This is a genomic window from Rhodococcus sp. NPDC059234 (assembly GCF_042754225.1).
Lineage (GTDB): Bacteria > Actinomycetota > Actinomycetes > Mycobacteriales > Mycobacteriaceae > Rhodococcus_G.
Map to the genome: position 1 here is coordinate 15,104 of NZ_JBHZAH010000020.1, position 22,645 is coordinate 37,748.

Below are 22,645 nucleotides of genomic sequence, written 5' to 3' on the forward strand. Positions count from 1 at the left end.
CCGTTACGCGCGCGCCAGCTCGATGGCGGCGATCGCGTCGCCGACCAGGCCGGCCGCGAGGGTGTTGCCGCCGGCCGGGTCGATCAGCAGGAAGCTGCCGGTGTGCCGGTTGAGGCGGTAGTCGTCCGCCACGATCGGCTCCGCCACGCGCACCGAGATCTTGCCGATCTCGTTGAGCTCCAACGTCTCCGGCGACTGCTCGGTCGTGAGGTCCTGCTCGTCGAAGCGCTCCACGATTGACCCGACGATCGCCTGCGTGGTGCGGGTGCCGTGCTTGAGCAGCAGCCGAGCGCCGGGGCGCAGCGGCTTCTCCGCGAGCCAGCACACCGTCGCGTCGAACTCGCCGATGGGCTCCGGCGCGTCCTCGACGGAGGCGATGGTGTCGCCGCGCGAGACGTCCACGTCGTCGGCCAGGATCAGCGTGACGCTGCGGCCGGCGTGTGCGGAGTCCAGCTCGCCGTCCGCGGTGTCCACGCGGGCGACGGTGGTCCGGGTGCCGGACGGCAGGATGACGACCTCGTCGCCGGGCCGGACCGAGCCCGCCGCGACCTGTCCCGCGTAGCCGCGGTAGTCGAGGAACTCGGCGGTGCGCGGCCGGATCACGTACTGGACCGGGAAGCGCAGGCCCACCCGGTGCGGCTCGGCGTCCACCGGGATCGACTCGAGGTGCTCGATCAGGGTGGGACCGTCGTAGTACGGGGTGTTCTCCGAGCGCACGGCCACGTTGTCGCCGTGCAGCGCGGAGACCGGGATCTCCACGACGTCCTCGGACGCCCACCCCAGCGAGGTGGTGAGCGCGTTGAACTCCTCGGAGATGTCCGAGAACACCTGGGCCGGGTTCTCGACCAGGTCGATCTTGTTCACCGCGAGCACCAGCTTCGGCACGCCGAGCAGGGCCAGCACCGCCGCGTGCTTGCGCGTCTGGGAGATGACGCCCTTGCGCGCGTCCACCAGCAGGATCACCAGCTGCGCCGTGGACGCGCCGGAGACCGTGTTGCGGGTGTACTGCACGTGACCGGGGGTGTCCGCCAGCACGAAGGTCCGGTTGGGCGTGGCGAAGTAGCGGTACGCCACGTCGATGGTGATGCCCTGCTCGCGCTCGGCGCGCAGGCCGTCGACCAGCAGCGACAGGTCCGGGGTGTCGAGGCCGCGGTCCACCGACGCGCGGGTGACGGCGTCGATCTGGTCGGCCAGAACGGATTTGGTGTCGTAGAGCAGCCGGCCCACCAGGGTGGACTTGCCGTCGTCGACGCTGCCGGCCGTGGCCAGGCGCAACAGATCGCTCATCAGAAGTAGCCCTCTCGCTTGCGGTCTTCCATGGCCGCCTCGGAAACCCGGTCGTCGCCACGGGTGGCGCCGCGCTCGGTCAGTCGGGATGCGGCCACCTCGGCGAGAATCGCCTCGTTGTCGGCCGCGTCGGAGAGCACCGCGCCGGTGGTGGAGCCGTCGCCCACGGTGCGGTAGCGCACCGAGAGCGTCTGCAGCTCTTCGCCGTCGGCCGGTCCGCCCCACACACCGGGCGTCATCCACATGCCGTCGCGCTGGTAGACGGGACGCTGGTGCGCGTAGTAGATGCTCGCCAGTTCCACGTTGTCACGGGCGATGTAGCGCCAGATGTCGAGCTCGGTGAAGTTGCTCAGCGGGAACACCCGGACCTGCTCGCCGGGGGAGTGCCTGCCGTTGTAGAGGTTCCACAGCTCGGGGCGCTGCTTCTTCGGATCCCACTGACCGAAGGCGTTGCGCAGCGAGAAGATCCGCTCCTTGGCACGGGCCCGCTCCTCGTCGCGACGGGCACCGCCGAAGACCGCGTCGAAGCGGTTCTCGGCGATGGCGTCGAGCAGCGGGACGGTCTGCAGCGGGTTGCGGATGCCGTCGGGGCGCTCGGTGAGCCGGCCGTCCGCGAGGTAGTCCTCGACCTTGGCCACGTGCAGTCGCAGGTTGTACTTGGCGACGACGTGATCGCGGAACTCGAGCACCTCGGGCAGGTTGTGGCCGGTGTCCACGTGCAGCAGTGCGAACGGCACCGGCGCGGGCCAGAACGCCTTGATCGCCAGGTGCAGCAGCACCGTGGAGTCCTTGCCGCCGGAGAACAGGATCACCGGGCGTTCGAACTCGCCGGCGACCTCGCGGAAGATGTGGATGGCCTCGGACTCGAGGGCGGCGAGGGTGTCGAAGTCGCCGCCGTCGAGTTGCGGGCGGATGTCGGTCAGTTCAGCAGTCATGAGGCGTGCAACCCGCATTCTGTCTTGGAATTGCCGGCCCACCGCCCGCTGCGCGGATCGGAGCCGGGTGCTGGCTTGGAGGTGCAGGGTGCGCACCCGATGGACGGATAGCCCTCGTCGACAAGCGGATTCACCAGGATCGAGTGCTTGTCGATGTACGCGGCCATGTCCTCGTCGGACCACGCGGCGATCGGGTTGATCTTCACGAGGCCGAATGCGTCGTCGAACGAGACGAGTGGGGCGTTGGCGCGGGTCGGTGCCTCGACCCGGCGGATCCCGGTCACCCACGCCTTGTAGCCCGCGAGGGACTTCTTCAGGGGCGCGACCTTCCGCAGTGCGCAGCACCGGTTCGGCTCGCGGGCGAACAGGTCCTTGCCCTCGGCCGCGTCCTGCTCGGCGACGCTGGCCTCGGCCCTGGCGTTGACGATGTTGACCCCGTACACCGCCTCCACCGCGTCACGGGTACCGATGGTCTCGGCGAAGTGGTAGCCGGTGTCGAGAAACAGCACGTCCACCCCGGGGTGCACCTGGGTGGCCAGGTGCACGAGCACTCCGTCCTGCATGTTCGACGCGACGATGAAGTCCCGGCCGAACGTGTCCTCGGTCCACTGCAGCAGTTCCAGTGCGGTGGCGTCCCCGAGACTTGCCGCCCCCTGTGCGGCAAGTTCGCGGAGATCGTGCTCGGTCGCGGTGGATAGGTCGAGACCCGAACTCATCGCAGGTCCTCCTCGTCTGCTCGGACTGCCCATTCGGCGAAACGTTCGCCCTCGTTGCGGTGCTTGACGAACTGGCGGACCACCCGCTCGATGTAGTCGCCGAGGTCGGTGCTGTTCACCTTGTGCTGGCGCAGCTTTCGGCCGAACCCGGAGTCGAGGCCGAGGCTGCCGCCGAGGTGGACCTGGAACCCCTCGACCTGGTTGCCCTCGCCGTCGTCGACCAGCATGCCCTTGAACCCGATGTCGGCGATCTGGGAGCGCGCGCACGAGTTGGGGCAGCCGTTGATGTTGATGGTGATCGGCACGTCCAGCTGCGCGTTGATGTCGGCGAGACGCTGTTCGAGCTCTGGTGCCAGCACCTGAGAGCGCTTGCGGGTCTCGACGAACGACAGCTTGCAGAACTCGATGCCGCTGCAGGCCACCAGGTTCCGCCGCCAGATCGACGGACGTGCTTGCAGGCCAAGCGGTTCGAGGTCGGCGATCAGCTGCTCGACCTTGTCGTCGGCGACGTCGAGGATGATCAGCTTCTGGTACGGGGTGAAGCGGATCTTGTCGGAGCCCGCCTTCTCCGCGGCGTCGGCGACCTGGGTCAGGATGGTGCCCGAGACCCGGCCCGCGATGGGGGAGAAGCCGACCGCGTTGAGCCCGTTGCGGGTCTTCTGCACGCCGACGTGGTCGATCGGGCGGGCCGGCTGCTCCGGCGCCGGGCCGTCGATGAGCTTGCGCCCCAGGTACTCGGTCTCGAGGACCTCGCGGAACTTCTCGATGCCCCAGTCCTTGATCAGGAACTTCAGCCGGGCCTTGCTGCGCAGCCGGCGGTAGCCGTAGTCGCGGAAGATCGAGACCACGGCCTCCCACACGTCCGGGACCTCGTCGAGCGGCACCCACACCCCGACCCGCTGCGCGAGCATCGGGTTGGTGGACAGGCCGCCGCCGACCCACAGGTCCAGTCCGGGACCGTGTTCCGGGTGGTTGACGCCGATGAACGCAACGTCGTTGATCTCGTGCACCACGTCCTGCTGACCGGAGATGGCGGTCTTGAACTTGCGCGGCAGGTTGGAGTATTCCTTCTTGCCGATGTAGCGGCGCACGATCTCGTCGATCGCGGACGTCGGGTCGAGCACCTCGTCGAGCGACTCGCCGGCGAGCGGGGAGCCGAGCACGACGCGGGGGCAGTCGCCGCAGGCCTCGGTGGTCTTGAGTCCGACGCCCTCGAGCCGCTTCCAGATCTCGGGGACGTTCTCGACCTCGATCCAGTGGTACTGGACGTTCTCGCGATCCGACAGGTCCGCGGTGTCGCGGCCGAACTCGGTGGAGATGCCGGCGATGGTGCGCAGCTGCTCGACGTTCAGGGCACCGGCGTCGCAGCGCACCCGCATCATGAAGTACTTGGCCTCGAGCAGGTCGATGTTGTCGTCGCCGGTGAAGGTGCCGTCGTAGCCCTGCTCACGCTGGGTGTAGAGGCCCCACCAGCGCATGCGCCCGCGCAGGTCACTCTTGTCGATGCTGTCGAAACCCTGCTTCGAGTAGATGTTCTCGATGCGGGCGCGGACGTTGAGCGGGTTGTCGTCCTTCTTGGCCTGCTCGTTGGCGTTGAGGGGCTCGCGGTAGCCCAGTGCCCACTGTCCCTCGGCGCGACGCTTGGCGGGCCGAGGTGTGCGTGCGGGTGTGGGCGGGGAAGAGTCGACAGTCTGCGACATCAGGGCGCTCCAGAAATGTTCGGGGCGCCGATCTTCGGGCATGACGTCAGCGGGGAGCGCTGTCCCCGCTGGCTCACTCCGAGACCGGCCGGGACGAAAAGGGGGCTGGTGGAATGGCGTCTACGCGGTGGAAGGCAGACAGCAACAGCTGCAGACGCGCTTGAGATCCACATGGCGGCGAGCCACGAGCACAATCCCAAGTCCGGTCACGCAGGCAATTGTGCCAGATCAGATCGGTAAAGCCGACATCCGGGATCGATTTCCCCCAAAATGGGGGGAAATGCGCAGGCAGGGCCCGGTGTGAGGTGGGCCACTCCGGCGGCGGTGGGACACTGAACGGTGTGAGTGGATCGATGACAGAGCCGGCGACGACCGCGTTCGTGCTGCCCGACGACGCCCTGGACGGGGTGGGATCGCGGCCGTTCGGTGTGTACGTCCACGTGCCGTTCTGCGCGACCCGCTGCGGCTACTGCGATTTCAACACCTACACCGCGGGGGAGCTGGGCAGCTCCGCCTCGCCGCAGTCCTGGCTCGAGGGCCTGCGCCGGGAGCTGGATGCGGGCGCGGCGATGCTCGGCTCGTCCGGGCGGACGGTGCCCGCGGCGCAGACCGTGTTCGTCGGCGGCGGCACCCCGTCGCTGCTCGGCGGCGACGGCCTGGCCGAGGTGCTGGGCGCGGTCCGCTCGAGCTTCGGCCTCGCGCCGGGCGCGGAGGTGACCACCGAATCGAACCCCGAGTCCACCTCGCCGGAGTTCTTCGACCGCCTCCGCGAGACCGGGTTCACCCGCATCTCGCTGGGCATGCAGTCCGCCGCGCAGCACGTGCTCAGGATCCTCGACCGCACCCACACCCCGGGACGCCCGGTCGCGGCGGCCGTGGAGGCGCGTGCGGCGGGGTTCGATCACGTGAACCTCGACCTGATCTACGGCACGCCCGGTGAGCGCGACGAGGACCTCGACGCGTCCCTGGACGCGGTGCTCGCGGCGGGAGTGGACCACGTCTCGGCGTACGCGCTGATCGTGGAGGACGGCACCGCGCTGGCCAGGAAGGTGCGTCGCGGGGACCTACCGGCCCCCGACGACGACGTCCTCGCCGCCCGGTACGAGCGGATCGACGCGCGCCTCGCGGATGCCGGGCTGAGCTGGTACGAGGTGTCGAACTGGGCGAGGGATGGCGCCGAGTGCCGGCACAACCTGGGGTACTGGGACGGCGGTGACTGGTGGGGTGCGGGACCCGGCGCGCACGGCCACGTCAGCGGGGTGCGCTGGTGGAACGTCAAGCACCCGGCCCGGTATGCCGACCGGCTGACCGCGGGCGAGCTGCCGGTCGCGGACAGCGAGCAGCTCACCGCCGAGGACCGGCACATGGAGCGGGTGATGCTGACGCTGCGGCTGCGGTCCGGACTGCCGGAGTCGGCCCTGCGACAGGGTGAGCTCGTGGCCGCCGAGCAGGCCGTCGCGGACGGGCTGCTCTCGCGCGCCGGTGACCGCCTGGTGCTCACCGACCGTGGGCGGTTGCTCGCCGACGGCGTCATCCGCGACATCCTGAGCTGAACCCTCAGTAAGCAATTTCGCCCGCACGGCCGCTCACCTGATGGCGAACCGCACCCCGGTCACACGATCCGCGCACGCAATCGGGGTGCGGATCGGCGAGGCGGGGTGCGGACGTCCGCCGAGCCGGGTCAGTTGCGGATGGCGTCGTAGTCGAAGACGCGCGCGTGCAGCACGACCCGGTTCCGCAGCGCCGAGCGGACCGCGCGGTGCAGGCCGTCCTCGAGGTAGATGACCCCGTCCCAGAGCACCGCGTGCGGGAACAGGTCCCCGTAGAAGGTGGAGTCCTCGGACAGGAGTCTGTCCAGTTCGAGCACCTTCGTGGTGGTGACGATCTCGTCGAGCCGGACCTGGCGAGGCGGAATCTTCGACCAGTCGCGGACCGACATTCCGTGATCCGGGTACGGCTTGCCGTCCCTCACGCCCTTGAAAATCATCGATGCATCCGTCGCGGTTGTCGGTGGAGTGCCAACGGCACTTGTCTGTTCGTGCGCCACCACAGTAAGGCCTCCACGGGTCGGGGCGACCCGACGATTAGACTGGGTCTTTGCCACAGGTGACGCGAGAGGGAGGTGGCCGGCATGTCGAGCACCGAGGAACGACGCTTCGAGGTGTTGCGCGCCATCGTCGCCGACTACGTCGCCACCCAGGAACCGATCGGGTCCAAGGCCCTCGTCGAGCGGCACAACCTGGGGGTGTCCAGCGCCACCATCCGCAACGACATGGCCGTGCTCGAGGCCGAGGGATACATCGCGCAGCCGCACACCAGTTCCGGCCGGGTGCCCACCGACAAGGGCTACCGCCAGTTCGTGGACCGGATCGCCGAGGTCAAGCCGCTCTCGCCCGCCGAACGGCGCGCCATCCTCGAGTTCCTCGAGTCCGGCGTCGACCTCGACGACGTGCTGCGCCGCGGCACCCGCCTGCTCGCCCAGCTGACCCGCCAGGTCGCGGTCGTGCAGTACCCGACGCTGTCCGCGTCCTCGGTGCGGCACCTCGAGGTGGTCGCGCTGAATCCGGCCCGGCTGCTGCTGGTGCTGATCACCGACTCCGGACGCGTCGACCAGCGGATCGTCGAACTCGGCGACGTCCTCGACGACGAGAACCTGTCCCGGCTGCGGGACCTGCTCGGCGGCGCGCTCGAGGGCAAGCGGCTGGCCGCGGCGTCGATCGCGGTGTCCGAACTGGCCGCGGACGCCCCGCCGGAGATCCGCGATGCGGTGGTCCGGTCGGCGACCGTGCTGGTCGAGACGCTGGTCGAGCACCCCGAGGAGCGGCTCGTGCTCGGCGGCACCGCCAACCTCACCCGGAACGCCGGCGACTTCCCCGGCTCGCTGCGCTCCGTGCTCGAGGCGCTCGAGGAGCAGGTGATCGTGCTCAAGCTGCTCGCCGCGACCGGCGATGCCGGCACGGTCACCGTGCGGATCGGCGAGGAGACGCAGGTCGAGCAGATCCGCGGCACCTCGGTGATCACCACCGGGTACGGCGCGGGCGGCAACGTGTTCGGCGGCATGGGTGTGCTCGGTCCCACACGGATGGACTACCCGGGAACAATCGCCTCGGTCGCAGCCGTTGCGAGGTACATCGGCGAGGTACTGGCCGAGCGTTGAACCGTGCGCGACTTCCGCGCGAGCGAGGGCCGGCGAGCTGAGCCGGTCCGACTTCCACTTATCACCTGAATTTGATCGACGACGAGGACGAGAGACACAACGTGGCACGGGACTACTACGGACTGCTGGGCGTCGGACAGAAGGCGACCGATCAGGAGATCAAGCGGGCGTACCGCAAGCTCGCCAGGGAGCTCCACCCGGACGTCAACCCGGACGAGGACGCGCAGGCCCGGTTCAAGGACATCTCCACCGCGTACGAGGTGCTCTCCGACCCGGAGAAGCGGCGGATCGTCGACCTCGGCGGCGACCCGCTGTCGCAGGGCGGCGGCGGAGCCGGCGGCTTCGGTGGCGCCGGCTTCGGTGGCGGTCTCGGCGACGTGTTCGAGGCGTTCTTCGGCGGCGGGGGCGGCGCCGCCCGCGGTCCGCGCGGTCGGGTGCAGCCCGGCGCGGACTCGCTGCTGCGTACCAAGCTGACCCTCGCCGAGTGCGCGACCGGGGTCACCAAGCACATCACCGTCGACACCGCGATCCTGTGCGACAGCTGCACCGGCTCCGGCACGAACGGGGATTCGAAGCCCGTCACCTGCGAGACCTGCCGCGGCGCGGGCGAGGTGCAGTCCGTCCAGCGCTCGTTCCTCGGCCAGGTGATGACCTCGCGGCCGTGTCCCACCTGCCGCGGTGCCGGTGAGACCATCCCCGACCCCTGCCACAAGTGCGGCGGCGACGGCCGGGTGCGTGCCCGCCGCGACATCGCGGTGAAGGTGCCGGTCGGCGTGAGCAGCGGGATGCGGATCCGGCTGGCCGCGCAGGGCGAGGTCGGGCCCGGCGGCGGCCCCGCGGGCGACCTCTACGTCGAGATCATCGAGCAGCCGCACGAGGTGTTCGTGCGGGACGGCGAGGACCTGCACTGCACGGTCCGGGTGCCGATGGTCGACGCGGCGCTCGGCACCACGATCTCCATCGACACGATCATCGACGGTCCGCAGGACATCACCGTCGACGCCGGCACCCAGCCGGGATCGGTCGCGGTGCTGCGCGGGTACGGCATGCCGAAGCTGCGCTCGGGTGTGCGCGGTGACGTGCACGCCCACCTCGAGGTCGTCGTGCCGACGCGCCTGGACGGCAAGCAGACCGCGGCCCTGCGCGAGTTCCGGGACCTGCGCGAGAAGGACCAGGCCGAGGTCGTCACCTCGGGTTCGCAGCACAACGGGGGGCTGTTCTCGCGGTTGCGCGAAGCCTTCAGCGGACGCTGACGGCGGCACCGGCGATGGCCGCGACCGTCTTCTACCTCGACCCGCTACCGGAGGTCGGCGCGATCGCCGTGCTCGACGGCAAGGAGGGCAGGCACGCCGCCACGGTCCGCCGGATCCGGGTCGGCGAACAGCTGGTCCTCTCGGACGGCCGCGGCGGCATCGCGCACGCGGCGGTGGTCGAGGTCGGCAAGGACCGCCTCGACCTCGAGGTCACCGGCCGCGACGACCTGCCCGCCCCGACGCCGACTGTGACGCTGGTGCAAGCGCTGCCCAAGGCGGAGCGTTCCGAGCTCGCCGTCGAACTGGCGACGGAGGCCGGCATCGACGCGATCGTGCCGTGGCAGTCGGCGCGGTGCGTGGCCAAGTGGGAGGGACCGAAGGCCGCCAAGGGTGTCGCGCGGTGGCAGGCGGTCGCGGTGGCGGCGGCGAAGCAGTCACGGCGAGCGCACATTCCGGAGGTCGCCGAGCTGCACCGCACGACGGCGGTGGTGGCTCTGGTGCGCGAGGTGACCGGTCGCGGCGGGGTCGTCGCGGTCCTGCACGAGTCGGCGACGGTGGCGCTGGGGGACCTCGGCCTGGGTGCGGCGTCGGAACTGGTGCTCGTCGTCGGGCCCGAGGGCGGGCTGTCGGACGAGGAGGTCGGCGCGCTGACCGAGGCAGGCGCGGCCGCGGTGCGGCTCGGGCCGACGGTCCTGCGGACCTCGACCGCGGCGGCGGTCGCGCTGGGTGCGATCGGTGTGCTCACCGACCGCTGGGCCGCGGCGCCGCTGCAGTAATGGGCCGACAGAGGATCGAGTACGGTTCCGCGCCCGAGCAGTTCGGGCACCTGTACCTGCCGGCCGAGCCGACTGGCGCCGCGCTCCCGGTGGTGATGCTGCTGCACGGCGGCTACTGGAGTGCCGACTACCACCTCAACCTGGCGACCGCGTTCGCGATGGAACTGGCGAAATCCGGTGTCGCGGCGTGGAACGTCGAGTACCGGCGGGTCGGCGCGGGCGGCGGCTGGACGGAGACAAGCGCCGACGTGCAGGCCGCGCTGGCCGCCGTCGGCGACCTGCTGCCCGCGCACTCGCCGGTTCCGCTCGACCCGTCCGACGTTCGGCTGCTGGGTCACTCGGCGGGCGCGCAGCTCGCCGTCTGGCTTGCCGGACAACGCGATTCGTCGATCCGGCCGGAGCGGGTGGTGTCCCAGGCGGGCGCGCTCGACCTGGCGTCGCGGGCCGCGACCCGGCGCGGGTCCGTGGTGCTCGAGGCGCTGTTCGGGGTGCCCTTCGTCACCGACCCGCGGACCTACCACGACGCCTCCCCGCTGCACCGCGTCCCGACCGGCGTGCCGACGGTGTGCCTGCACGGCGCGGAGGACGTCCAGGTGCCGGTCGCGGCGAGCCGGGTGTACGTCGAGGCCGCGCTCGCGGCGGGCGATCGGGCGGTGTTGTGGGAGGTGCCCGGCGAGGGCCACAACGACTTCCTCGACCGCGGTTCGCGCAGTTGGGCGCTGTCGCTGCGGGCGGCATTGGACCCGGCGCCCTGGTTGAGCGACGGCGGGGCGTAGTTCAGTTCACGCCGTCGAGGCGGCGTTCGGGTCGGCGGCCCGGAGAGGTGCGCCCGGGCGGCGTCGAAGGGCGTCCTCGAGTTGCCCGGCTACTCGACCGGGATCCCGTCCCTCGGTGCTCAGGACGAGGTCGACGCCGGTGAGCGCGCGCATCGTGGTGGCCAGGCGGAACGCCGCGTCGGCCAGTTCGTCCCGCCCCGACCAGGATTCGGGCTCCCGCTCGAGGACCCGACGGCGAACCGTTTCGGGTTCGGCGTCCAGGCGCACCAGCAGGTGCTCGTCCGCGCCGATCGCCGCCAGCACCGCCGCACCGTAGGCGTCGTCCTCCACGGTCGCGGTGACCAGCAGCAGTGGGTACCCCGCGTCGCGATAGGAGCCGGCAAGCATCGCCAGGTGCGAGACGAGCCGGGCCGGGGGCAGCGGCGGGTAGCTCCGCTCCAACTCGTCGAGTTCGAGCAGGGCGTTGGCGACGCCGGCCTCGCCGAGGTCGTCGTGCAGCGTGGTCACCGCCGTGCTCTTTCCGGCGCCGGGCGGTCCGGTCAGCAGTAGCGCGAACATGTCACGCAGTATGCCCGGCGGTCGTGGCGCGGCGCGGCAGGATCAGCGCGACCACCGCGGTCCCGGCCAGCAGCGTCAGCCCGCCTACCAGGCTGGCCTGGGTGATGGCGTCGGCGAACGCCACCGAGGCCGCCTCGTGCAGTGGCTCGGCGTATCGGGCCGACAGCGGATTGGCCGCGAGTTCCTGAGCGACGATCGTTGCGCCCCCGACGGATTCGCGGGAGACCTCCATCGCGAAGTCTGCCTGCGCGGCCATGTCGCCGGACAGCACGGGTAGCGGCGCCGCGTCGAGGAACGGTGCGACCGACTGCTTGTACCCGGCGGCCAGGATCGAGCCGAGGACGGCGATGCCCAGCGACCCGCCGAGCTCGATCGCGGTGTCGTTGAGTCCGCCGGCCGCACCGAGGTCGCTGTCGGGGAACCGTCCCATGATCGCGTCGGTCGCCGGCGGCTGGCCGATTCCGATGCCCAGCCCCAGCAGGATCAGCGGGACCGCGAAGGCGAGGTAGCCGGATCCGCCGCCCACCCTGGTCATCGCCAGGATGCCCGCCGCGGCGAGCACCATCCCGGCGACGACCGTGCCACGCAGGCCGAGGCGCGGCGCGAGCCGTCCGCTGACGAGCGCGCCGGCGGAGACCGCCGCGGCGAGGGGGAGCAGGCGCACGCCGGTCTCCAGCGGGCCGTAGCCGAGGACGAACTGGAACTGCTGGGCGATGAAGTAGATCGCGCCGAACGCGGCGAGGAACACCAGCAGCACCGCGAGGGTGGCGCCGCCGACGGTGCGGTCGCCGAGCTTGCGCACGTCGAGCAGCGGCTGCGGGTGCCGCAGCTCCCAGGCGACGAACGCCGCCAGGCCGAGCACCGCGCCCGCGCACGCGGCGGTCGGCCCGGCCGACCAGCCGAAGTGGAAGCCGTTGATGATCCCGTAGACCCCGGTGCCGATCGCGGCCACCGACAACAGGCCGCCGATCCAGTCGATCCGGCCGAGCCCCTCCGCCCGGGACGGCGGCACCAGGATCAGCGCCGCCACCGCGGCGATCGCGGCGATGGGCACGTTGATGAGGAAGGTCGCACTCCAGGAACGGCTTTCGAGGATCCAGCCGGCGAGCAGGGGGCCGAGCGCGATCGCCAGCCCGGAGGTCGCCGCCCAGGCCGCGATCGCGCGGGTTCGCTCGGACTTGGGGAAGGTCGCGACGAGCAGCGAGAGCGTCGCGGGCATGATGATCGCCGCGCCGACGCCCATCGCGATCCGGGCCCCGATCACCTCGGAGGTCGTGTCGGCGAGGCTGCCGAACACCGCGCCGCCGCCGAACACGAGCAGTCCGGTGAGCAGTGCGCCGCGTCGGCTGTACTTGTCGCCGATCACGCCGCACAGCAGCATCAACGCCGCGTACGGGACGGTGTAGCCGTCGATGACCCACTGCAGTCCGGCGCTGGTGAGCTCGAGATCCCGCGTCATGTCCGGGGCCGCGACGATCAGTGCCGTGTTCGCCATCACCACGATCAGCAGGCTCAGGCAGAGCACCGCGAGCGCCGCCCACCGCCAGCGGTACGGCCGCTGCTGGTCGGTGACCGGCTGGGATGCCAGGAGGGTCATGTCGGTGCTCCGTTCGACGACAGGGCCAGTGCACTTGCACAGTGGTGTGCAAGTTACTGATTCTGCACACGGCTGTGCAAGTTTCTTTGACGTGAATCACATACCCGGCGTGGAACACTGCAGGGGTGACGGAAACGGCGAGGCCCCGACGAAGCCAGGCGCGGGCCAACCGCGAGCGCATCGTGGAGGCCGCGATCGGCGCGTTCGCCGCGAACCCGGACGCGAGCATGGACGACGTCGCACGCGCGGCCGGAGTGGTGCGCCGGACCGTCTACGCGCACTTCCCGAACCGGGACGCGCTGGTCGAGGGCATCGCCGACGAAGCCTCGGCTGCGCTGGTCGCGATTCTCGGCGCCCAGCGACCCCAGCCCGAACGTCCGGACCTGGCCGCGGCGGTGCTCGCCCTGCAGTCCTGGCCGATCGGGGACCGGTTCCGGATGCTGCTGACCTTCGCGCGCAAGGAACTCGGCGAGGAACGCATCCACGACATGCTCGAACCCGCGCGCGCGCCCAGCGTGGAGATCGTCGAGCGAGGTCAGGCCGACGGAACCTTCTCCGACTACCTGCCCGCCGCGGTCCTGGTCACGATGACCGAGGCGGTCACCATGACCCTGCTCGAGGCGACGAACGCGGGCACGATCACCGACTCGGGGGAGTCGTTCGCGGTGACCTCGCTGGTCCTGCTGGGGATCCCGCCCGCCCGCGCGGCCGAGGTGGTCGACGAGGCGTGGACGTGGCTGCGCTCGCCGGCAGCGGCATCCGGTGCGCCGCACGCGTCCTGACCGGGAACAACTCGGTGGGCGGGCGCGCGGGTGCGCGATAGACTGCCTACATCATCGTCGAATCAGGGAAGTAGGCCATAGCAACCACGTGAGTGCAGACAGCGATATGGGTGAGACCGCAGTGACGGCAGACAGGCAGGAGCGCCCCGCACAGCGCTCGGTGCGGTCGAGTATGGAGATCTCGCCCGACGCGGTACTGCCCCTGCTGGGTTCGACAGATCAGAATCTCAAGGCGCTCGAACGCGCCCTCGCCGCCGACATCCACGTGCGCGGCACCACCATCACCCTCACCGGCGCGGCCTCCGAGGTGGCCCTCGCCGAACGGGCGATCGGCGAACTCGTCGCCATCGTCGGGCGCGGGCAGTCGCTGACCCCGGACGCGGTCCGGCGCAGCGTCGCGATGCTCACCGACGGCGCGGGCGAGTCCCCGGCCGAGGTGCTCAGCCTCGACATTCTGTCCCGGCGCGGGAAGACGATTCGGCCCAAGACCGTGAACCAGAAGCGGTACGTCGACGCGATCGACGCGAACACCATCGTGTTCGGCATCGGTCCCGCAGGCACCGGCAAGACCTACCTGGCGATGGCCAAGGCGGTGCAGGCGCTGCAGTCCAAGAACGTCAGCCGCATCATCCTGACCCGGCCCGCGGTCGAGGCCGGCGAGCGGCTCGGCTTCCTGCCCGGCACGCTGCACGAGAAGATCGACCCCTACCTGCGGCCGCTGCACGACGCGCTGCACGACATGATGGATCCCGAGGCGATCCCGAAGCTCATGGCGGCCGGGGTTATCGAGGTCGCGCCGCTCGCCTACATGCGAGGCCGCACCCTCAACGACGCGTTCATCATCCTCGACGAGGCGCAGAACACCACCGCCGAGCAGATGAAGATGTTCCTCACCCGGCTCGGTTTCGGTTCGAAGATCGTCGTCACCGGCGACGTCACCCAGGTGGACCTGCCCGGCGGTGCCCGGTCCGGGCTGCGCGCGGCGGCCGAGATCCTCACCGACATCGACGACATCCACTTCTCGGAGCTCACCAGCGCGGACGTGGTCCGGCACCGGTTGGTCTCCGACATCGTGGACGCCTACGAGCGCTTCGACGCCGACCGCCTCGGCGAGGTCAAGCTCGGCAACCGGGCGCAGCGGCGGTCGTCGTCGGCGCGTGCGGCGCGGCACTAAAGTTGCAAGCACAGTTGCCGGCGCGGGCCCCGAGTCCTGCAGGAATCCAGGAGAACGGCGTTTCATGAGCATTGAGGTATCCAACGAGTCCGGCATGGACGTCTCCGAGGCGGAGCTGGTCAGCGTCGCCCGGTTCGCGATCTCCCGGATGGACGTGCACCCGGCGGCCGAGTTGTCGATGGTGCTCGTCGACCTCGACACCATGGCGGACCTGCACATGCGCTGGATGGACCTGCCCGGCCCGACCGACGTGATGTCGTTCCCGATGGACGAGCTCGAGCCCGGCGGACGCCCCGACGCGCCCGAACCGGGACCGGCCATGCTCGGCGACATCGTGCTGTGCCCGGCGTTCGCCGCCGACCAGGCCGCCAAGGCCGGCCACTCGACGGCACACGAACTGGCGCTGCTCACCGTGCACGGCGTGCTGCACCTGCTCGGCTACGACCATGCCGAGCCGGAGGAGGAGAAGGAGATGTTCGCACTGCAGAACAGCCTCCTGGCCGAGTGGTACGAGGACCTCGCGCGGGCCGAGCGGGAGGCGGAACTGGCCGCCCGTGACCGGCGACTGCTCGGCAAGACCGGGTTCGTCGACGGCCCCGACCAGTGACTCCGCCCGCCCGCCCCCGCCCAGTGACTCCGCCCGCCCGCCCCCGCCCAGTGACTCCTCCCGCCCGCCCCCGCCCGGTCGGTGACCCCGCCCGGTGACCGGTGACATAGTTCTGATCCTGCTCGCCGCGGTCCTCGTTCCGCTCGGTGGCGTCTTCGCCGCCGTCGACTCGGCACTGAACACGGTGTCCCCGGCCCGTGTCGAGGACATGGCCAAGGACGCCCGGCCCGGCTCGGCGCGACTGCTCGTCGTGGTCTCCGACCGCCCGCGCTACGTGAACCTGATGGTCCTGCTGCGCATCGCGGCGGAGATCTGCGCCACCGTGCTGCTGGCGGCCGCGCTGCTGGACATGCTCGCTCGCGGCTGGGCGCTGGTGATCACCGCGGTGGTCATGGTGCTCATCAACTACGTCGCCATCGGTGTCGGTCCGCGCACCGTCGGCCGTCAGCACGCGTACTCGATCGCGCTGGTCGCGGCGCTGCCGTTGCAGGCGATCGGCGTGCTGCTGTCGCCGATCAGCCGGCTGCTGATCCTGGTCGGCAACGCACTGACGCCGGGCAAGGGCTTTCGCAACGGTCCGTTCGCCTCCGAGATCGAGCTGCGCGAGCTGGTCGACCTGGCGCAGGAGCGCGGTGTGGTCGCCGACGAGGAACGGCGGATGATCCAGTCCGTGTTCGAGCTCGGCGACACCCCGGCCCGCGAGGTGATGGTGCCGCGCACCGAGATGGTGTGGATCGAGGCCGGAAAGTCCGCCGGACAGGCGACCTCGCTCGCGGTCCGCAGCGGGCACTCGCGCATCCCGGTGATCGGGGAGAACGTCGACGACGTGCTCGGCGTCGTCTACCTCAAGGATCTGGTCCAGAAGACCTACCACGACGTCGACGGCGGCCGCGGTGTCACCGTCGCAGAGGTGATGCGCCCGGCCGTGTTCGTGCCGGACTCCAAGCCGCTCGACAGCCTGCTCGCGGAGATGCAGCGCGACCGAAATCACATGGCGCTGCTGGTCGACGAGTACGGCGGCATCGCCGGGTTGGTGACGATCGAGGACGTGATCGAGGAGATCGTCGGGGAGATCGCCGACGAGTACGACACCGACGAGACGCCGCCGGTCGAGGATCTCGAGGACGGGCGCTTCCGGGTCTCGGCCCGGTTGCCGATCGAGGACCTCGGCGAGCTGTTCGACCTCGAGATGGACAACGACGAGGTCGAAACCGTCGGCGGGCTACTGGGATACGAGCTCGGGCGCGTCCCGCTGCCGGGTTCGGAGGTCTCCGTCGAGGGTCTGGTGCTGCGCGCCGAGGGCGGCAGCGACGTCCGGGGCCGGGTCAGGATCAGTACAGTTCTAGCTTGGCGGGCACCACAACCGAGACCCGAGTCCGACCCCGCCGACACCGCATCATCGATCGACACAGGAGCCGAACGTGAGCACTGACACCCAATTCCGTTCCGGCTTCGTCTGTTTCGTCGGCCGGCCGAACACCGGCAAGTCGACCCTGACGAACGCGCTGGTCGGAACCAAGATCGCGATCACCTCGTCGCGGCCGCAGACCACCCGGCACACCATCCGCGGCATCGTGCACCGCGACCACGCACAGCTGATCCTGGTCGACACGCCCGGACTGCACCGGCCGCGGACCCTGCTCGGTCAGCGGCTCAACGACCTTGTGCGCGACACCTATTCGGAGGTCGACGTGATCGGCCTGTGCATCCCGGCCGACGAGAAGATCGGTCCCGGCGACCGCTGGATCCTCGACCAGGTCCGGCAGATGGCGCCGAAGACCACGCTGATCGGCATCGTCACCAAGATCGACAAGGTCAGCAAGGAGAAGGTCGCCGAGCAGCTGCTCGCACTGTCGAAGGTGCTCGGGCCGGAGACCGAGGTGATCCCGGTGTCGGCGGCGTCGGGGGAGCAGGTCGAGCTGCTGGTGGACGTGCTGGCCAAGGCGATGCCCGAGGGCCCCGCGTTCTACCCGGACGGCGAGCTCACCGACGAGCCCGAGGAAACCCTGATGGCGGAGCTGATCCGTGAGGCCGCGCTCGAGGGCCTCGGCGACGAGCTGCCGCACTCGCTGGCCGTCGTCATCGAGGAGGTCATCGAGCGCGAGGGCCGCACCGAGAAGCAGGGTGAGCTGCTCGACGTGCACGCGCTGCTCTACGTGGAGCGGCCCAGCCAGAAGGGCATCGTGATCGGCAAGGGCGGTGCCCGGCTGCGGGAGGTCGGGACCAAGGCCCGCACCCAGATCGAGAAGCTGCTCGGCACCAAGGTGTTCCTCGAGCTGCACGTCAAGGTCGCCAAGGACTGGCAGCGCGACCCGAAGCAGCTGGGCCGCCTCGGCTTCTAGCGGGTCGGGCCGGCGGTTCGGCCGGGTCAGCGCTTGCGGCCGAACCGCAGCTTCCACGGCACCAGCGCCGACTCGAGCTGCACGCCGAGGCTCATCTTGGACACACCCTCGGTGCGCTCCTCGAAGCGGATCGGGACCTCGGCGATGGTCAGGCCGTGCTGGACGGTCCGGTAGTTCATCTCGACCTGGAACGAGTAGCCGTTGGACTCCACCGACGCGACATCGATGGTCCGCAGGGTCGACGCCCGCCACGCCTTGAAGCCGGCGGTCGCGTCCTTGACCCCGAGGCGCAGGATCGCGTTCACGTAGAAGTTCGCCCACGCGGAGAGCGCCTTGCGGTGCCACGGCCAGTCCTCGGCGACCGCGCCGCCGTCGACGTACCGGGAGCCGAGCACGACCGCGGCGTCCGTGCCGGCCAGGGTCGCGAGCATGTCCGGGATCACCTGGTAGGGGTGCGAGAGGTCGGCGTCCATCTGGATCACGACGTCCGCGCCCTCGTCGAGCGCGCGGGTCATCCCGGCCACGTAGGCGCGTCCGAGGCCGTTCTTCTCCGTCCGGTGCAGCACGCTCACCGGGAGCGGGCCGTCGGCGGCCAGCGCGTCGGCGACCTCGCCGGTGCCGTCCGGGGAGTTGTCGTCCACCACGAGGACGTGCAGTCCCGGGATCTCCAGCGTGGCGAGCAGGCTGACGATCTTCGTCAGGTTCTCGCGTTCGTTGAAGGTCGGAACGACGATGGTGGTCTTCTGGGCGACGCTGTCCATGGCACCTTTACGCAATCTGTTGTCCGCGAGCAATCGGCCGATTTTACTACTTGGGCAGCAGCATCAGGATCGCCGCGGAGATGTCCTGGCTGTCCTGACCGGTCGCGAGCCTGCGTAACTGCAGGCCGGCGATGGTTGCGACCAGGGTCGGGGCGATCGTCGTGGCGTTCGGCACACCGAGTCCCTCGAGGATCGTCACGGTCAGCGTGTCGTAGGCGGCGAAGCACTCGTCGGCGGCCGCGCGCAGCGCCGGGTCACGGCCTGCCTGGATGTACAGCTCGAACGGTGCGACCCGCTCGGCGGCCCAGCCGAGGTCCCGGACCACCCGCTCGGTGAGCGAGGCCGCGTCCTGCACCGACAGCCCCTTGTCGCGGTAGAGCTCGGCGAGTTCGGTCAGTCGGGCGGTCTCCTCGGTGACGAAGCCGAGCAGCGCGTCCCGCAGCATGTCGGTCTGGCTGGGGAAGTGGTAGGTGATCGACCCCAGCGAGACCTGCGCCTGCGCCGCGATGCGACGGTTGGTCACGGCGGCGATGCCGTCGGTGCCGATCACGTTGAGCACCGCCGCCAGGATCCGTTCGCGCACCGGCGCCTGTTCGGTCACCTCACCACCACTGCTCGGGACATTCACGGTCCCACCGTAGTTCGCGCTCGAGTTGGGCGGCGAGGGAGACCAGCAGCGGCTCGGTGTTGTCGTGGCCCATCAACTGCACGCCGCGGGGCAGTCCGTCGGAGGTGAAGCCGGCCGGCACGTTGACGCTCGGCCAGCCGAGGATGTTCCAGGGCCAGGCGTACGGGCAGGCGGCGGTGACGACCTTGTCGGTCTCCATGTGGCCGATGCCGTCGATGGCGTCGACCGGCGGCGGGGGCGTCGCGGTGGTCGGTGCGAGGATCACGTCGAAGTCGTCGAAGATGGCCCCGATCCGGCGGCGCATGCGCGGTTCGGCGGCGCGGGCGGCCCGCAGCGGCAGGCCGCCGAGCAGCCGGCCGGTGCGCGCGTTGGCGAGGGTGCGCGGATCGAGCAGGCTGGGGTCGGGGACGCGGCCTCGCCACTGCTCGATCCCGGCCATCGAGCGCGGCAGGAAGTTCAGGCCGAACAGGATGCCGTAGGCGGGGTCGGCGACCACCACCTCGTGGCCGAGCTTGCGGAGGGTGTGCGCGGTGGCTCCGATCGCCTCTCGGATCTCCGGATGCAGGGTCCGCGGCGTCGCGGTGAAGGGGATCTTCAGCGACAGGGCGATCCGGAGCCGTCCGGGCTCGCGGTCGACGGCGTCGCGCACCGTCACCGGCGGGGGCTGGTGCAGATCGCCCTCGTGGTTGCCGGCGACGAGGTCCATGAGCAGTGCCGCGTCGGAGACGGTCCGGGCGAGCGGCCCGTTGACGGTGATGCCGTAGAACGCCTCGGCGTCCGGCCAGGTGGAGATGCGGCCGCGCTGGGGCTTGATGCCGACCAGGTTGGTCCAGGACGCGGGGATCCGCACCGAGCCGGCGCCGTCCGAGCCGAGCGCGGCGGGCACCAGTCCGGCCGCGACCGCCGCGGCGCTGCCGCCGGACGAGCCGCCGGGGGTCCGGTCGGCCGCCCACGGGTTGCGGGTGTGCCCGAACTCGCCGCCGGTCAGCGGCCACTGGCCCAGTTCGGGGCTGTGGGTCTTGCCGACGATCACCGCGCCCGCGGCGCGCAGCCGGCGGACCATCTCCGAGTCGGCGGTCTTGGCGGGGAACTCGCCCGGGCAGCCGAACGCGGTGCCCTCGCCGGTGACGTCGACGTCGTCCTTGACCGCGATCGGTACGCCGAGCAGGGGCAGTCGCTCACCCGCGGCGATCCTGCGGTCGGCCTCGGCGGCCTCGGCGAGGGCCGCCCGGCGGCGGACGACCTTGAAGGCGTTGAGGGTCGACTGGCTGGCCTCGATCGCGTCGAGGCTGCGGGTGACCATCGCGACCGACGTGGTCGACCCGGTGGCGATGGCGCGCGCGCACTCCTCGAGCGGCGGCCAGACCCGGCCGGACCCCGCGTTCCCGATCTCGACCTCGTCCACTCGCTGGTGCCCCATGTCCGCGCTCATCCTCGTCCCCTCTGCCATCCGCGACCTCACTGTTCGTTCGAACGAACAGTATCAGCGGCGGCGCCGCCCGTGAGTCCTTTTCGGTCCACTGGCGGGCCGAAAGGACTCGCGGCGCGGGGGTGCGGTGGTGTCCGCCCCGCGTGGGAGACTGGAGCCCGTGAGGCTGTATCGGGATCATGCGGTGGTGCTGCGCCAGCACAAGCTGGGCGAGGCGGACCGCATCGTCACCCTCCTGACCCGCCAGCACGGACTCGTCCGGGCCGTGGCCAAGGGCGTGCGCCGGACCAAGTCGAAGTTCGGCGCCCGGCTCGAGCCCTTCGCGCACATCGACGTCCAGCTCTACCCGGGCCGCAACCTCGACATCGTCACCCAGGTGCAGACCATCGACGCCTTCGCCGGGGACATCGTCGACGACTACGGCCGGTACACCACCGCCTGCGCGGTGCTCGAGACCGCCGAACGGCTCTCGGGCGAGGAGCGAGCGCCCGCACCGCGACTGCACCGGCTGACCGTGGGCGCGCTGCGCGCGGTCAGCGAGCAGGTCCGCCCCGCGGAACTGGTTCTCGACGCCTACCTGTTGCGCGCCATGGGTTTCGCGGGCTGGGCCCCGGCGCTCGACGAGTGCGCCCGCTGCGCGGCACCCGGTCCGCACCGGGCCTTCCACGTCGCGGCGGGTGGCGCGGTGTGCGTGCACTGTCGCCCGCCGGGCGCGGCCACGCCCTCGCCGGGGGTGCTGGACCTGATGGGCGCACTCGAGCGCGGCGACTGGGCGTACACCGAGTCGGCGTCCGCAGCGGTGCGGGCCCAGGCCAGTGGTCTGGTGGCCGCGCATCTGCAGTGGCATCTCGAGCGCCAGTTGCGGACCCTGCCGCTGATCGAGCGGTCCCGGCCGCATGCTCGTCCGGACGAGCTCGTCAGGCAGGATGGGGACCGTGATTCGACGACGCGAACCGCAAGTTCAGCCTGACCGGACCGTGCGGCCCCCGGCCCCGCACCCGTCCGGAGCGCGGCCCCCGATCCTGCAGCCCGAACTGATCCCGCGGCACGTCGCGTTGGTGATGGACGGCAACGGCCGTTGGGCGCAGGAGCGCGGCCTGCCGCGCACCGCGGGCCACGAACGCGGCGAGGCGGTGTTGATGGACACCCTCGAGGGCTGCATCGAGATCGGCGTGAAATGGCTCTCGGCGTACGCGTTCTCCACCGAGAACTGGAAGCGCAGTCCCGAGGAGGTGAAGTTCCTCATGGGCTTCAACCGGGACGTGATCCGGCGGCGCCGCGACGAGATGCACGAGATGGGAGTGCGGGTGCGTTGGGCAGGGCGCCGGCCGCGGCTGTGGACCAGCGTCATCAAGGAACTCGAGATCGCCGAGGAACTGACCCGGCACAACACGACCATGACGCTGACCATGTGCGTGAACTACGGCGGTCGTGCCGAGATCGCCGATGCCGCACGGGAAATCGCGCGCCGGGTGGCGTCGGGCGAGCTGAATCCCGAGAAGGTCACCGAGGCGACCGTCGCGAAGTACCTCGACGAGCCGGACATGCCCGACGTGGACCTGTTCCTGCGCCCGTCCGGCGAGCAGCGGACCTCGAACTTCCTGATCTGGCAGTCGGCGTACGCGGAAATGGTGTTCCAGGAGAAGCTGTTCCCCGACTTCGACCGCCGCGACCTGTGGGCTGCCTGCGTGGAGTACGCCTCGCGCGATCGACGCTTCGGCGGAGTCAAGTGAGCGCCGGCACCGCGCAGGTGCTGCAGGACCGGGCCCGCGACGCCCTGTCGCACTTCGTGGAGGTGCGCGAGTCCGACGACGGCTCACTGGGTTTCGAGTACGCGGGGGCGCTGTGCTCGCTGCGTGCGGTGAACCTGGCTCCCGGCCTGGACGTGCTGTCGGTGACGGCGGTGCTCGCCTGGGACCGCCCGGTCAAGCCCGCGTTGCACAAGAAGGTCGCCGAGAAGAACTCGATGATGCAGTTCGGGTCGATCACGGTGATCACCCGCGGCAAGCTGGCCGACGTCATCCTGCGCTACACCTTCCCCGCCGCCGGACTCGGCGACGAGGCGTTGACCACCATGTTGCTGCTGGTCCTGTCCGGGGCGGACCAGGGCAGGCAGGGGTTGTTGCCCTAGGTCACGATCCTGGAGGCCAGCGACCAACCGCCGTAT

General features: G+C 70.6%; 24 protein-coding genes. 13 read left to right on the plus strand and 11 right to left on the minus strand.

The window, feature by feature from the left end; genetic code table 11:
- Positions 1-3: 3 nt before the first annotated feature.
- The 5 genes from ACFXGJ_RS06820 to ACFXGJ_RS06840 form a co-directional block, all read right to left on the minus strand.
- Positions 4-1,287, minus strand: coding sequence for a sulfate adenylyltransferase subunit 1 (locus tag ACFXGJ_RS06820; protein ID WP_378617592.1), 1,284 nt, complete (start codon positions 1,285-1,287; stop codon positions 4-6).
- A complete protein-coding gene (gene cysD, locus ACFXGJ_RS06825) occupies positions 1,287-2,222 on the minus strand; it encodes a sulfate adenylyltransferase subunit CysD (protein ID WP_378617593.1) in 936 nt (311 codons plus the stop codon). The genes ACFXGJ_RS06820 and cysD overlap by 1 nt, the downstream gene beginning before the upstream one ends.
- Positions 2,219-2,938 (minus strand): phosphoadenylyl-sulfate reductase, encoded by a 720-nt coding sequence (locus ACFXGJ_RS06830; RefSeq protein WP_378617594.1) that lies wholly within the window; start codon positions 2,936-2,938, stop codon positions 2,219-2,221. The genes cysD and ACFXGJ_RS06830 overlap by 4 nt, the downstream gene beginning before the upstream one ends.
- Positions 2,935-4,638, minus strand: coding sequence for a nitrite/sulfite reductase (locus tag ACFXGJ_RS06835; RefSeq protein WP_378617595.1), 1,704 nt, complete (start codon positions 4,636-4,638; stop codon positions 2,935-2,937). The genes ACFXGJ_RS06830 and ACFXGJ_RS06835 overlap by 4 nt, the downstream gene beginning before the upstream one ends.
- A gap of 120 nt (positions 4,639-4,758) precedes the next feature.
- Positions 4,759-4,848, minus strand: coding sequence for an Ms4527A family Cys-rich leader peptide (locus tag ACFXGJ_RS06840; RefSeq protein WP_354003508.1), 90 nt, complete (start codon positions 4,846-4,848; stop codon positions 4,759-4,761).
- Between the two features lie 143 nt (positions 4,849-4,991).
- On the opposite strand from ACFXGJ_RS06840, the gene hemW reads away from it, so the two are divergent.
- A complete protein-coding gene (gene hemW, locus ACFXGJ_RS06845) occupies positions 4,992-6,191 on the plus strand; it encodes a radical SAM family heme chaperone HemW (RefSeq protein WP_378617596.1) in 1,200 nt (399 codons plus the stop codon).
- Between the two features lie 128 nt (positions 6,192-6,319).
- Here hemW and ACFXGJ_RS06850 read toward each other — a convergent pair whose 3' ends face one another.
- The gene (locus ACFXGJ_RS06850; protein WP_378617597.1) at positions 6,320-6,625 is read right to left on the minus strand and encodes a type II toxin-antitoxin system VapB family antitoxin; all 306 of its coding nucleotides are present in this window, start codon (positions 6,623-6,625) and stop codon (positions 6,320-6,322) included.
- Positions 6,626-6,769: 144 nt separating this feature from the next.
- On the opposite strand from ACFXGJ_RS06850, the gene hrcA reads away from it, so the two are divergent.
- From hrcA to ACFXGJ_RS06870, 4 genes are all read left to right on the plus strand, one after another.
- On the plus strand, positions 6,770-7,795 hold the full coding sequence (gene hrcA, locus ACFXGJ_RS06855) for a heat-inducible transcriptional repressor HrcA (RefSeq protein ID WP_378617598.1): 1,026 nt from the start codon (positions 6,770-6,772) through the stop codon (positions 7,793-7,795).
- 101 nt (positions 7,796-7,896) lie between these two features.
- Entirely contained in the window at positions 7,897-9,048 is a 1,152-nt protein-coding gene (dnaJ, locus tag ACFXGJ_RS06860; RefSeq protein ID WP_378617631.1) for a molecular chaperone DnaJ, read from the plus strand.
- A gap of 14 nt (positions 9,049-9,062) precedes the next feature.
- Complete coding sequence (locus ACFXGJ_RS06865) at positions 9,063-9,824, plus strand: 16S rRNA (uracil(1498)-N(3))-methyltransferase (protein WP_378617599.1); 762 nt, start codon at positions 9,063-9,065, stop codon at positions 9,822-9,824.
- On the plus strand, positions 9,824-10,600 hold the full coding sequence (locus ACFXGJ_RS06870; protein ID WP_378617600.1) for an alpha/beta hydrolase family protein: 777 nt from the start codon (positions 9,824-9,826) through the stop codon (positions 10,598-10,600). Before ACFXGJ_RS06865 ends, ACFXGJ_RS06870 begins: the two co-directional genes overlap by 1 nt.
- Before the next feature lie 6 nt (positions 10,601-10,606).
- Here the strand turns inward: ACFXGJ_RS06870 and ACFXGJ_RS06875 are convergent, their stop codons facing one another.
- Complete coding sequence (locus ACFXGJ_RS06875; protein ID WP_378617601.1) at positions 10,607-11,158, minus strand: AAA family ATPase; 552 nt, start codon at positions 11,156-11,158, stop codon at positions 10,607-10,609.
- A gap of 1 nt (position 11,159) precedes the next feature.
- The gene (locus ACFXGJ_RS06880) at positions 11,160-12,755 is read right to left on the minus strand and encodes an MFS transporter (RefSeq protein WP_378617602.1); all 1,596 of its coding nucleotides are present in this window, start codon (positions 12,753-12,755) and stop codon (positions 11,160-11,162) included.
- A 125-nt stretch (positions 12,756-12,880) separates the two neighbouring features.
- Here ACFXGJ_RS06880 and ACFXGJ_RS06885 point away from each other — a divergent pair, with 125 nt between their 5' ends.
- From ACFXGJ_RS06885 to era, 5 genes are all read left to right on the plus strand, one after another.
- Entirely contained in the window at positions 12,881-13,537 is a 657-nt protein-coding gene (locus ACFXGJ_RS06885) for a TetR/AcrR family transcriptional regulator (RefSeq protein ID WP_378617603.1), read from the plus strand.
- Between the two features lie 172 nt (positions 13,538-13,709).
- Positions 13,710-14,711 (plus strand): PhoH family protein, encoded by a 1,002-nt coding sequence (locus ACFXGJ_RS06890; RefSeq protein WP_378617632.1) that lies wholly within the window; start codon positions 13,710-13,712, stop codon positions 14,709-14,711.
- 64 nt (positions 14,712-14,775) lie between these two features.
- A complete protein-coding gene (ybeY, locus tag ACFXGJ_RS06895) occupies positions 14,776-15,318 on the plus strand; it encodes an rRNA maturation RNase YbeY (protein WP_378617604.1) in 543 nt (180 codons plus the stop codon).
- Between the two features lie 94 nt (positions 15,319-15,412).
- Positions 15,413-16,750, plus strand: a complete 1,338-nt coding sequence (locus ACFXGJ_RS06900) for a hemolysin family protein (RefSeq protein WP_378617605.1) — start codon at positions 15,413-15,415, stop codon at positions 16,748-16,750.
- Positions 16,740-17,660 carry a GTPase Era gene (era, locus tag ACFXGJ_RS06905; protein ID WP_142097505.1) on the plus strand — a complete coding sequence of 307 codons (921 nt, stop codon included), beginning with the start codon at positions 16,740-16,742 and terminating at the stop codon, positions 17,658-17,660. The genes ACFXGJ_RS06900 and era overlap by 11 nt, the downstream gene beginning before the upstream one ends.
- A gap of 26 nt (positions 17,661-17,686) precedes the next feature.
- On the opposite strand, the gene ACFXGJ_RS06910 is transcribed toward era, so the two are convergent.
- Genes ACFXGJ_RS06910 through ACFXGJ_RS06920 form a run of 3 tightly spaced genes read right to left on the minus strand, consistent with a single transcriptional unit; the run spans position 17,687 to position 20,469 of the window.
- Positions 17,687-18,421 (minus strand): polyprenol monophosphomannose synthase, encoded by a 735-nt coding sequence (locus tag ACFXGJ_RS06910; protein ID WP_378617606.1) that lies wholly within the window; start codon positions 18,419-18,421, stop codon positions 17,687-17,689.
- Between the two features lie 46 nt (positions 18,422-18,467).
- Positions 18,468-19,049 carry a TetR/AcrR family transcriptional regulator gene (locus tag ACFXGJ_RS06915; protein WP_378617607.1) on the minus strand — a complete coding sequence of 194 codons (582 nt, stop codon included), beginning with the start codon at positions 19,047-19,049 and terminating at the stop codon, positions 18,468-18,470.
- Entirely contained in the window at positions 19,024-20,469 is a 1,446-nt protein-coding gene (locus tag ACFXGJ_RS06920) for an amidase (protein WP_378617633.1), read from the minus strand. The genes ACFXGJ_RS06915 and ACFXGJ_RS06920 overlap by 26 nt, the downstream gene beginning before the upstream one ends.
- Positions 20,470-20,638: 169 nt before the next feature.
- On the opposite strand from ACFXGJ_RS06920, the gene recO reads away from it, so the two are divergent.
- The 3 genes from recO to ACFXGJ_RS06935 are packed head-to-tail and all read left to right on the plus strand — an operon-like array spanning position 20,639 to position 22,609.
- Positions 20,639-21,448 carry a DNA repair protein RecO gene (gene recO / locus ACFXGJ_RS06925; protein ID WP_378617608.1) on the plus strand — a complete coding sequence of 270 codons (810 nt, stop codon included), beginning with the start codon at positions 20,639-20,641 and terminating at the stop codon, positions 21,446-21,448.
- Complete coding sequence (locus ACFXGJ_RS06930) at positions 21,405-22,211, plus strand: isoprenyl transferase (RefSeq protein ID WP_378617609.1); 807 nt, start codon at positions 21,405-21,407, stop codon at positions 22,209-22,211. Before recO ends, ACFXGJ_RS06930 begins: the two co-directional genes overlap by 44 nt.
- The gene (locus ACFXGJ_RS06935; RefSeq protein ID WP_378617610.1) at positions 22,208-22,609 is read left to right on the plus strand and encodes a hypothetical protein; all 402 of its coding nucleotides are present in this window, start codon (positions 22,208-22,210) and stop codon (positions 22,607-22,609) included. Before ACFXGJ_RS06930 ends, ACFXGJ_RS06935 begins: the two co-directional genes overlap by 4 nt.
- Positions 22,610-22,645: the final 36 nt, after the last annotated feature.